At 63.7% G+C, this 10,710-nt stretch carries 8 protein-coding genes; 5 read left to right on the top strand and 3 right to left on the bottom strand.

Annotated elements, in window-relative coordinates; all coding sequences use genetic code 11:
- The first annotated feature begins 26 nt into the window (after positions 1-26).
- From grxD to A9179_RS07030, 5 genes are all read left to right on the top strand, one after another.
- Complete coding sequence (gene grxD, locus A9179_RS07010; RefSeq protein WP_187805111.1) at positions 27-356, top strand: Grx4 family monothiol glutaredoxin; 330 nt, start codon at positions 27-29, stop codon at positions 354-356.
- A gap of 235 nt (positions 357-591) precedes the next feature.
- Positions 592-1,182, top strand: a complete 591-nt coding sequence (locus A9179_RS07015; RefSeq protein WP_187805112.1) for a phosphatase PAP2 family protein — start codon at positions 592-594, stop codon at positions 1,180-1,182.
- Positions 1,183-1,352: 170 nt separating this feature from the next.
- On the top strand, positions 1,353-3,080 hold the full coding sequence (gene aceK, locus A9179_RS07020) for a bifunctional isocitrate dehydrogenase kinase/phosphatase (protein WP_187805113.1): 1,728 nt from the start codon (positions 1,353-1,355) through the stop codon (positions 3,078-3,080).
- Between the two features lie 143 nt (positions 3,081-3,223).
- Positions 3,224-4,789 carry a methyl-accepting chemotaxis protein gene (locus tag A9179_RS07025; RefSeq protein WP_187805114.1) on the top strand — a complete coding sequence of 522 codons (1,566 nt, stop codon included), beginning with the start codon at positions 3,224-3,226 and terminating at the stop codon, positions 4,787-4,789.
- A gap of 87 nt (positions 4,790-4,876) precedes the next feature.
- Positions 4,877-5,470, top strand: a complete 594-nt coding sequence (locus A9179_RS07030; RefSeq protein ID WP_187805115.1) for a tRNA-uridine aminocarboxypropyltransferase — start codon at positions 4,877-4,879, stop codon at positions 5,468-5,470.
- Here the strand turns inward: A9179_RS07030 and A9179_RS07035 are convergent.
- The 3 genes from A9179_RS07035 to A9179_RS07045 form a co-directional block, all read right to left on the bottom strand.
- On the bottom strand, positions 5,467-6,825 hold the full coding sequence (locus tag A9179_RS07035; protein WP_187805116.1) for an HlyD family type I secretion periplasmic adaptor subunit: 1,359 nt from the start codon (positions 6,823-6,825) through the stop codon (positions 5,467-5,469). The genes A9179_RS07030 and A9179_RS07035 overlap by 4 nt on opposite strands.
- 27 nt (positions 6,826-6,852) lie before the next feature.
- Positions 6,853-9,000 carry a type I secretion system permease/ATPase gene (locus A9179_RS07040; RefSeq protein ID WP_394354751.1) on the bottom strand — a complete coding sequence of 716 codons (2,148 nt, stop codon included), beginning with the start codon at positions 8,998-9,000 and terminating at the stop codon, positions 6,853-6,855.
- Between the two features lie 77 nt (positions 9,001-9,077).
- Complete coding sequence (locus tag A9179_RS07045) at positions 9,078-10,433, bottom strand: TolC family outer membrane protein (RefSeq protein ID WP_187805118.1); 1,356 nt, start codon at positions 10,431-10,433, stop codon at positions 9,078-9,080.
- Between the last annotated feature and the right edge of the window lie 277 nt (positions 10,434-10,710).

Consider the following 10,710-nt stretch of genomic DNA (forward strand, 5'->3'; position numbering starts at 1 on the left):
CCGGGGTAGTTCAGATGAGGTGAGTCGTGGATATTATCGATACCATCAAAGAGCAGATCGCCAACAACACCATCCTGCTGTACATGAAAGGCTCGCCGAATGCCCCGCAGTGCGGTTTTTCGTCGCGCGCCGCGCAGGTGGTGATGGCCTGTGGCGAGAAGTTCGCCTACGTGGACATCCTGCAGAATCCGGAAATCCGCGCCAACCTGCCGAAGTACGCCAACTGGCCGACCTTCCCGCAGCTGTGGGTGGCTGGCGAGCTGGTTGGCGGCAGCGACATCATGACCGAGATGTTCGAGAAGGGTGAGCTGCAGACCCTGATCAAGGAAGCCGCGCAGAAGGCCAGCGCCGAATAAGCCTGAGCCCTGCCCGAAGAGCCGATGCCACTGCATCGGCTTTTTTATGCCCGGCATTCGGTAAATCTTTGATCCGACGCACAGCCTGCGTCTCTGCCACAAGCCAGGCAGGGGAAACTTCGGCAAGAATGCGGGCCCGTCAAACGACTCTGGAATGGATGCCATGTCGATCGATAGCCGTCTTGTCGCGCCCGCGACAATCCACTCCCGCCCGTCCTGCTGCGGGGGCTAGTTCATGCAGCTGCCGGATTTCTTCATCAATCTGATCCTCAGCGTGATCATGATTGTCGGGGTCTACCAGTTCTATTTCTTCACCCAGCGGTACACCTTCGTCGAGGTGCGCACCTTCCACTCGCGGCTGGATGAGCGAGTGCCGTTCTGGCCGTCCTGGTCGTGGATCTACAGCTTTCTCTATTACCCGGCGATCCTCTATATCAACTGGCTGGTCGAGGATTCGCGGCACTTCACCATCACCGCATTCAGCTACATCGTCCTGCTGATCATGCAGATGGGCTGCTTCACCCTGTTCCCGGTGGCCACCCCCGCGCACTGGCGCAGCATCAACGCCGGGCAGAGCTGGTCGGAACGCTTCCTGCTGTTCGTCCAGCGCTTCGATGCGCCGTCCAACTGCTTCCCCAGCATGCATGTCTCGGTGGCCATGCTCACCGCCTTGCTGGCCATGGGCGCGCTAGGGCCCTGGGTATTTCTCTTTCCGCTGCTGATCGCACTGTCCTGCACCTTCACCAAGCAGCACTACCTGGCCGACCTGCCGGCCGGTGCCGTGCTGGGGTGGCTGGCCTACCAGGTGTATCTGCTGCTGATCTGACTGCACGGCAACCGAGCGACCCTTTAGGGCGATGTTCCTTCCCCGGTTCATCGCCTTCTTTTTATCTGCTGATTGCCCGGTTTTGCATGGATCTACCCCCAAAGGCGGCTTTTCCTCGGGGCCGGCTGTGGCTAAGCTCGCGGTTCCGCACATGCAGCAGAGGTTCATCCATGGCGCAGCAACGGCCGGCCGCCGATATCGCCCGTCAGATTCTCGAAGGATTCGACGACTATCGCGCGCACTTTCGCGAGATCACCAACGGTGCCCGGGCACGCTTCGAGCAGGCGCAGTGGCAGGAAGCGCAGAGCGCTTCGGCGGCGCGGATCAACCTCTACGAGGAAAAGGTCAGTGAAGTCGGCGAGCGCCTGCGGCAGAGCTTCAGCGACGAGTTCCTGCTGGATGTCGAACTCTGGCCGCTGGTGAAAAGCGCCTATATCAGCCTGATCGACCAGCGTTTCGACGACGAACTGGCGGAAACCTGGTTCAACTCGATCTTCTGCGGTCTGTTCAGCCATGACCAGATCAGCGATGGCTGCATGTTCATCCATACCACGCGGCCGGCCCTGCGCCCGCAGGCCAGTGCGCCGCAGACCCGCAGCTACACGCCGGCGGGCAACCTCAACCAGGCCCTGCGGCAGATCTTCGAGGACTACCGCTTCAGCGTGCCCTACGAGGATCTGGAGCGCGACCTGCAGCGCCTCGAGGCGCAGCTGCGCACCAACCTGCCGGACTGGGTGTGCAAGGATCCGGAGCTGTGCATCGAGCTGTTCTCCTCGACCCTGTACCGCAACAAGGGCGCCTATCTGGTCGGGCGCATCTTCACCCGCGACGAGCAGTGGCCGCTGGTGTTCCCGCTGCTGCATCGCGAGGGGCAGGGCATCCAGGTCGATACCCTGATCACCGACGAGGCCGAGGTGTCGATCATCTTCTCCTTCACCCGTTCCTACTTCATGGTGCGGGTGGAGATTCCGGCGGAGTTCATCGGCTTCCTCAAGCGCATCCTGCCGGGCAAGCACGTCGCCGAGCTGTACACCTCGATCGGCTTCTACAAGCACGGCAAGTCGGAGTTCTACCGCGCGCTGATCAACCACCTGGCCGGCACCGACGACAAGTTCATCATGGCCCCCGGCGTGCGCGGCATGGTGATGAGCGTGTTCACCCTGCCGGGCTTCAATACCGTGTTCAAGATCATCAAGGATCGCTTCTCGCCGTCGAAGAACGTCGATCGCAGCACGGTGATCGAGAAATACCGCCTGGTGAAGAGCGTCGACCGCGTCGGGCGCATGGCCGATACCCAGGAATTCGCTGACTTCCGCTTCCCCAAGGCCAAGTTCGATCCGGAATGCCTGGCCGAACTGCTGGAGGTGGCGCCTTCCACCGTGGAGATCGAGAACGAAGACACGGTGCTGATCCGCCACTGCTGGACCGAGCGGCGCATGACCCCGCTGAACATCTACCTGGAGCACGCCAACGAGGCGCAGGTGCGCGAGGCCCTGGAAGACTACGGCCTGGCCATCAAGCAACTGGCCGCGGCCAACATCTTCCCCGGCGACATGCTGCTGAAGAACTTCGGCGTTACCCGCCACGGCCGCGTGGTGTTCTACGACTACGACGAGATCAGCTACCTCACCGAGGTGAACTTCCGGGTCATCCCGCCGCCGCGCTATCCGGAGGACGAAATGGCCTCCGAGCCCTGGTACTCGGTGGCGCCGCACGATGTGTTCCCCGAGGAGTTCCCGCGCTTCCTGTTCGCCGATATCGGCCAGCGGCGCCTGTTCAACCAGCTGCATGGCGACCTGTATATCGCCGACTACTGGAAGAGCCTGCAGGATGCCATTCGTGCGGGCAAGGTGATCGACGTATTCCCATACAGGCGTCGGGCTGACCAGATCGCCTGAGCCGTTTGAAGCTATATCCATGCCGTTTGTCGGGATATTTGGAGCGCAGTGGTGGCCTTATGCCGGTCTGGCACGGATGTGCTAGACCAATTAGGTGTAAGGCCGAGCTGTAGCAGCCAACCCAACCCAAAGGACGGCACCCGATGCGCCAAAACCTCCCCGTCACTCAGCGGGAAAGAACCTTTCCTGCGTCCGAGCGTTTGATCTCCACCACCGACCTGAATAGCAAGATCACCTACTGCAACGACGCGTTCGTTGAGATCAGCGGCTTTACCCGCGAGGAACTGATCGGCCAACCGCACAACATGGTGCGCCATCCGGATATGCCGCCGGCAGTCTTCGGCCACATGTGGGATGTGATCAAGCAGGGCAAACCGTGGATGGGCGTGGTCAAGAACCGTTCGAAGAACGGCGACTACTACTGGGTCAGTGCCTATGTGACGCCGGTTTACGAGAACGGCAAGATGTCCGGCTACGAGTCGGTGCGCTCGGTACCGAGCGAGGCGCAGAAGCGCCGGGCCGAGGCGCTCTATGCTCGCCTGCGGGCTGGCAAGCCACCAGTGCCCAAGCTCGAGTACTGGACCTCCGACATGCTGCGTTCCTGGCCGGTGATCCTGGCGACCTTGCTGATCATCGCCGGCGGCTTGATGTTGCCTGCCAAGTTCCTGGTGCCGCAGGTGCTGGTGGTGATGTTCGCGCTGGGCTCCTTCCAGCTCTACAGCAAGCGCCAGATGATCCGCCGCACCCTGTCCGAGCATCCCAAGGCCTTTACCAGCGCGCTGGTGGCTTTGACCTACAGCGATAGCCGTGGCGCCCAGGCATTGCTCGACCTGGCCATGATCAGCGAGGAAGCGCGCCTGCAGACCGCCCTCACGCGCCTGGAGGATGCCGGGGAGAATGTCCGCCAGCGGGCTGCCCAGTCCGCCGAGCTGTCACGTTCGGAAGCCGAGCTGCTGGAGCAGCAGCGCAGTGAGACGGATCAGTCGGCCACGGCCATCAACCAGATGGCGGCAACCATCCAGGAAGTTGCGCACAACGTGCAAAGCACCTCCCACGCCGCCGAGGAGGCCGACCGCCTGGCCTCGCAGGGCCGTCAGCTGGCCGGTGGCAGCCTGGAAGCCATGCACCACATGGCCGGCGCCGTACAGGAGATCGGCCAGGCGGTGAACGAGCTGGCCAACTCCACCCAGTCGATCGGCAGTGTGGCCGATGTGATCACCTCGATTGCCGAACAGACCAACCTGCTCGCCCTCAACGCCGCCATCGAGGCGGCGCGTGCCGGTGAGCAGGGCCGGGGCTTCGCCGTGGTCGCCGACGAGGTGCGGGCGCTGGCGGCGCGCACCCGCGAGTCGACCGAGCAGATTCATCAGATCATTTCCTCCCTGCGCGCCGGCGCGGACAAGGCCGTGCACACGGCCAGCAAGGGCGAGGAAATCTCCCGCGAAAGTGTGCAGAGCGTCGAGGCCGTGCGCGAGGCGCTGGAAGGCATCAGCCAGGCGGTGACGCGCATCACTGGCATGAGCCAGCAGATGGCTGCGGCCTCCGAGCAGCAGAGCCATGTGGCCGAGGACATCAGCCGGCAGATTACCCGTATTGCCCAGCTGTCCGACCACAGCGCCGGGCAGGCCCAGCAGGGCGCGGCGATCAGCCAGGAGCTGGAGCAGATGGCCGAATACCTGCACAGCCTGGCGGAGCGCTTCAACCGCTGAGCCTGGCGCCCCTGGGTCTTTCCGCCCTGGGGCGCGGGCGAGTCCTCCGCCGCCTGTGGCACACTGCAGGGCGGAGGATTGCCGCTCATGTCTCGTCTTCGCTGTAGCCGCTGCTGCCGTCCGCAGGCGCATTGCCTGTGTACCCTGATTCCCTCGTTAGCCAGCCGTACCCGGGTACTGATCCTGCAGCATCCGGACGAGGTCGGTCATGCGCTGAATACTGCGCGCCTGGCTGCGCTGGGCCTGCAGAATGCCGAGCTGGTGGTGGGCGAGCAGTTCGATCCGGCGCTCTGGACGGATGCAGCCTATCGCACCTGCCTGCTGTTTCCCGGCGATGGCGCCCAGGTTCTGCCGCTGTCGGCGACGGGTGATGCGCGAGCGCTACTGCTGGTGGTGCCGGATGGCACCTGGCGCAAGGCGCGCAAGCTGCTGCACCTCAATCCAGAGCTGGCGGCGTTGCCGCGGGTCTGTCTGCCTCAGGGGCTGCAATCGCGCTATCGCCTGCGCAAGGCCCCAGCGGAGGGTGCGCTGGCGACGCTCGAGGCGATAGTGGTGGCGCTGGAGCTGCAAGAAGCTCCGGCTCGTTTCGACAGCCTGCTGCGCCCATTCGAGGCGTTGATCGAGGGGCAGATCGCCGCCATGGGCGCAGAAACCTTCCAGCGTAACCACCAGCGCGGCTAGCGTTCGCGCAGGGCTTCCGAGCGGGCCTTGAGCACTGGCTTGAGCAGGTAGTCGAGCACGCTCTTCTCGCCGGTCATGATGTCTACGCTGGCGACCATCCCGGGGATGATCAGCAGCGGGTTCTTGTCGCCGCCCAGGTGGTTCTTCTCGGTGCGCACCTGGATCAGGTAGAAGCTGTTGCCTTCCTCGTCAGTGATGGTGTCGGCACCGATCAGCTCGAGGTCGGCCTTGAGTCCGCCGTAGATGGTGTAGTCATAGGCGGTGAACTTGACCATGGCTTTCTGCCCCGGGTGCAGGAAGGCCACGTCCTGCGGGCGGATGCGCGCCTCGATCAGCAGGTTGTCTTCCAGTGGAACGATTTCCAGGATGTCACTGCCCGGCTGCACCACGCCGCCGATGGTGTTGACCTTGAGCTGCTTGATCACCCCGTGTACCGGCGAGGAGACGGTGGTACGGCTGACCCGATCCTCAATGGCGACACTGGTGGCGGTGATCTTCTGCAGCTGGGTGCGCACTTCGTTGAGTTCCTTGAGCGCATCGGTGCGGAAGGTGAGGGTCGACTCGTTGAGCCGGCTCTCGATTTCCTGCATGGCCGACTGGGCGCGCGGAATAGCCAGGTTGGTGGCGTCCAGCGAACCACGCATCTCCACTGCGCTGCGCCGCAGGCGCAGGATCTCCACCGCGGAGATGGCGCCGGTGCCGACCAGCGGCTGGGACATGTTCAGCTCCTGCTGGATCAGGCCCAGCCCCGAGCTGTACTGCTGGGCCTTGGCGCGGAATTCGGCAAGTTCCTGGGTCTTCTGCCGCAGCTGTTCCTTGAGGGTGTTCTGCTCGCTGTCCAGGCGTTGCTGGCGCGAGCGGTACAGGGCCATCTCATCTTCGGCCAGCTGTGGTGCTGTCTTGAGCAGATCCTCCGGCAGCTGCAGGGGACGCCCTTCGGCCTCGGCGCTGAGGCGCTCGACCCGGGCGACCAGGGCCAGGCGATCGGCTTCGGTTTCGCCCTGGTTGGAGATGAAGCGGGTGGCATCCAGGCGCAGCAGGACATCGCCCTTGTTCACCACCTGGCCTTCGCGAGTGAATATCTCGGTGACGATGCCGCCTTCCAGGTTCTGGATCACCTGCACCTTGCTCGACGGAATGGCCTTGCCCTGGCCGGTGGTGACTTCCTGCAGCACCGCGAATTTGGCCCAGACCACCGCTACCAGCAGCAGCGAGCACACGCTCCACACGGTGGCGCGGGCCAGCCAGGGCGAGTCCTCGAGAATGGCCCCGTCGACTTCCGGCATGAACTCGGTGTCCTGCTTGTTTTTCTGCAGGCTGCCGAAATAGTCGCGTAGGGCTTGCGTGAGTTCCATGCGGCACCTCCTGGGAGTGTGCGTTTACTACAGGGCGGCAGGGCCGACCCGGCCCCTGCGCAGAGCGTCGATCACGGCGTCTTTCGGGCCGTCGGCCACGACATGGCCGTAGTCCAGCACGATCAGGCGATCGACCAGGCTGAGCATGGAGGCGCGGTGGGTGATCAGCAGCAGCGTCTTGCCTTGTGCCCAGCTCTGCAGGCGATTGCGCAGCAGGTCTTCACTGGTGTTGTCCATGGCGCTGGTCGGTTCGTCCAGCAGCAGGATCGGCGGGTCGAGGAGCATGGCGCGGGCCAGCAGCACCGCCTGGCGCTGCCCGCCGGACAGCAGCTGCCCGCGTTCGCCCACCGGGCGGTCGAAGCCTTGTGGGTGCTGCCGGGCCAGTTCGCTCACACCGGCCAGCTCGGCCACCTCCAGCATACGCTCGTCGCTGACGTAGCGGGCGCCGAGGGTGAGGTTGTCGCGCAGGCTGCCGGCCAGCAGCGGCAGGTCGTGGGCGACATAGCCGATCTGGTGGCGCAGGTCGGCCACATCCAGTTGGCGCAGGTCGAGGCTGTCGAGCAGGATCTGTCCCTCGCTCGGGGTATAGAAGTTCATCACCAGGCGCGCCAGGGTGCTCTTGCCCGAGCCGCTGCGGCCGATGATGCCGATGCGTTCGCCCGCGGCCATGCTCAGACTGACCTTGCTCAGCGCCGGGCTGCTTTGCCCCGGGTAGCTGAAGCTGACATTGCGCACTTCCAGGGCGCCCTTGAGGTGGGTGCGCTCCAGCGGACGCTGCTTGGCCTGACGCTCTTGCGGCAGGCTCATCAGGGCATCGGTGCTGGTCATGGTCAGCCGCGCCTGCTGGTAGCGGGTGATCAGCCCGGCGATCTGCCCGAGCGGGCCGAGCACCCGGCTGCCGAGCATGTAGCTGGCCACCAGGGCGCCGACGCTGAGGTTGCCGGCGATGATGATGTAGACCCCGGACACGATGGTGGCCATGCCGGCGAACTGCTGGAGGAACATGGTGCCGTTGGTGGCCAGGGCGGCGAGGAAGCGCGAGTGGCTGTCGAGGCGGGCGAGGGCGCCGTGGGTCTTCTCCCAGCGGTGCTGGCGTTCGCTTTCCGCGCTGCAGGCCTTGAGGGTTTCCAGGCCACTGAGGGTTTCCACCAGCAGGGCCTGGCGTTCGGCGCCCAGGGCCAGGCTTTTCTGCACGGTGTCGCGTAGGCGGGCCTGGATGATCAGGGCGAAGATGGCCGTGATCGGGAAGGCCAGCAGGGGAATCACCACCAGCCAGCCGCCGAGCAGGCCGATGACCACGATCATCAGCAGGGAGAAGGGCAGGTCGATCAGGCTGGTCAGGGTGACTGCGGTGAGGAATTCGCGCAGGCCCTGGAAGTCGTGGATGCTCTGGGCGAAGCCACCGATGGTGGTGGGGCGGGCTTTCATCTCCATGCCGGTGATGCGTTCGAACAGGGTGGCGGAGAGCACCACGTCGGTTTTCTTGCCGGCCACATCCAGCAGGTGGGCGCGTAACACCCGCAGCAGCAGTTCGAACCCGCTGCCAATGAACAGACCGATGACCAGCACCCAGAGGGTCGAGGTGGCCTGGTTGGGCACCACGCGGTCGTAGGTCTGCATGACGAACAGCGGCACCATCAGGCCCAGCAGGTTGATCAGCAGGCTGGCGAGGACGGCATCGGTGTATAGCCAGCGCGACAGCTTGAGGGTGTCGCGGAACCAGGCTTCGACCCGTGGCACCAGTGGGGTTCGGGTTTCCTCGAGCTCGTGTCGCGGGCGGGCGAAGAAGGCCCGGCCGCTGTATTCCAGGGCCAGGTGCTCGCGGTTGACCCACTGTTCGCCGCCATCCGCCTCGCACGGCAGGATCAGCAGCTGGTTCTTCGGCCCGATGCGCCGCAGAACGGCGCTGCGGCCATCCTTCAGCAACAGCAGAACCGGCAGGTTGAGCGGCGAGATGGATTCCAGGTCGCGACGCAGGATGCGCCCTTGCAGGCTGGCGCGCGCGGCAGCGCGGGGTAGCAGCTCGGCCGTCAGGCGTTGTTCGGGCAGCGGCAGACCGGCCGTGAGGCTGGCCCGGCTGGCCGAGCAGTTGTGCAGATTGCAGAGAATGAGAAGGCCATCCAGCAGCGGGTCGTCATGACTTTGCCGCTGGTCGTCGGAAGGCTTCCGCTCCATGGTGGTCAAGGGACACTACTCCTGAGACATCGCCCGGAGGCCGCAGGATGCGACCCCAGACGATCTCTTCGCCGGTACTACTTCATTTCCGGCAGGCGGGCCTCGCTCTTCACTTCGGTGAGGGCTACAGCTTCGGCCGGGGGTACGACGTTCTGTTTATGCAGCAGCTCGCCCATGGCAGAGATCACGCGGTACATGGAGAACTCTTCGGTGTAGCGCACCTCGGTGTAGCGGCGGTTGGCGGTGAAGAGTTCGTTTTCGCTGTCCAGCAAGTCCAGCAGGGTGCGTTGGCCCAGGCTGAATTGCTGTTGGTAGGCCTCGCGTACCCGCGAGGTGTAGTCCGCGTAGTCACGGGCTTTGGGGGTCTGTTTGCGGGCGTTTTCCATGGCGTCCCAGGCCAGCGAGAGGTTCTCGTTGAGCACCCGCAGGGCGTTGTTGCGAATGTCCATGGACTGGTTGATCTGGTGCGCGGCGGCCTGCAGGCGGGCCTTGTCGCGCAGGCCGTTGAACAGGTTGTAGTTCATCACCACGGCGGCGCGCCAGGTGTTGTAGTGGCCCTCGTCGCCCTGGGTGTTGTCGTCGGCGGTGGTGGCCAGTTCGGCATCGAAGCGCGGATAGAAGGGCGATTTGGCCACTTCATATTGCTTCTCGGCGGACTGCACGTCGGCTTCGGCGGATTTCAGGTAGGGGTTGTTTTCGATCACCCCTTGCCGGGCGGCGAGCAGGTCGGCGGGCATTTCACCTTGCACGGTGCCGGGTTGCTCCAGTTCGTCGGGCATGCGACCGACGGCACTGAAGAAGTTGGCCTCGGCATCAGCCAGGTTGACCTCCTCGGTGTAGAGGTTGTTCTCGGCCAGGGCCAGACGGGCTTCGGACTGATCGAGGTCAGCGGTGCTGCCCACGCCGCGCTCGCTGCGCAGGCGGATCTGGTCATTGATGCGCTGGTGGGCCTGCAGGTTGTTGGTGGCCAGGGTCACCATCTCGCGGCGTTTGAGCACGTCCAGGTAGACCTCGACGGTGCGCAGGGCGAGGGTCTCGGCGGTGCCCTGAATGTAGTAGGCCTTGGAGTTCACCACCGATTTGGTGCGGGCCACTTCATTGGGGGTGTTGAAACCGTCGAACAGCATTTGCCGCAGGCGCAGTTCGGCGGTGCGGTAGTTCAGGGTTTCCTTATTGTGGTCACCGAGGATCCGGGTACTCGGGCTGTCCGTTTGTTCCCGGCCATAACCGGCGAGCAGGTCGACAGTCGGCAGATAGCCACCCTTGGCCACTTTCACCTCCTCATCCGACACCAGGCGGTCATTAACGCTGGCGTGCAGTTCGGGGTGGTTGTCGACGGTGCTCTGGATAGCTTCCGAGAGGGTCATCGACTGGGCCTGAGAACATGCCATGGCTAGCAGAATGCCACTGCAGAGCGGGGTAAGAACGCGCATGAGGTTTTTCTCCTTATTTATATGCTCGGTTCCTGTCGCCATTTATTTGACGTTACTGCCTGGAAATGCGTTTCAGGCTTGTAACATCACAGCTAAGAACATCCTTCAGCGTAGCTAAGAAAAATTTTTCACAAGATTTATGAGAAAAAAGTCTTATGCACTCTGTGAAAACGAGCACATTGTTTTTCCCGTACAGCCGCGAAAAACGGGGCCTCTAGGCGCATTTGTGGTTGTTAGGTGATGGTCAATCGCAGTTTGGAGCATAAGGGGCGGGGAT

Origin of the sequence: Pseudomonas alcaligenes, assembly GCF_014490745.1 — a bacterium.
Lineage (GTDB): Bacteria > Pseudomonadota > Gammaproteobacteria > Pseudomonadales > Pseudomonadaceae > Aquipseudomonas > Aquipseudomonas alcaligenes_C.

Excerpts from the sequence above, each read along its gene's own strand:
- aceK (WP_187805113.1), top strand. The coding sequence starts at position 1,353 with ATGGCGCAGCAACGGCCGGCCGCCGATATCGCCCGTCAGATTCTCGAA.
- A9179_RS07025 (WP_187805114.1), top strand. The coding sequence starts at position 3,224 with ATGCGCCAAAACCTCCCCGTCACTCAGCGGGAAAGAACCTTTCCTGCG.
- A9179_RS07045 (WP_187805118.1), bottom strand. The coding sequence starts at position 10,433 with ATGCGCGTTCTTACCCCGCTCTGCAGTGGCATTCTGCTAGCCATGGCA.
- A9179_RS07030 (WP_187805115.1), top strand. The coding sequence starts at position 4,877 with ATGTCTCGTCTTCGCTGTAGCCGCTGCTGCCGTCCGCAGGCGCATTGC.
- A9179_RS07015 (WP_187805112.1), top strand. The coding sequence starts at position 592 with ATGCAGCTGCCGGATTTCTTCATCAATCTGATCCTCAGCGTGATCATG.
- A9179_RS07040 (WP_394354751.1), bottom strand. The coding sequence starts at position 9,000 with ATGGAGCGGAAGCCTTCCGACGACCAGCGGCAAAGTCATGACGACCCG.
- A9179_RS07035 (WP_187805116.1), bottom strand. The coding sequence starts at position 6,825 with ATGGAACTCACGCAAGCCCTACGCGACTATTTCGGCAGCCTGCAGAAA.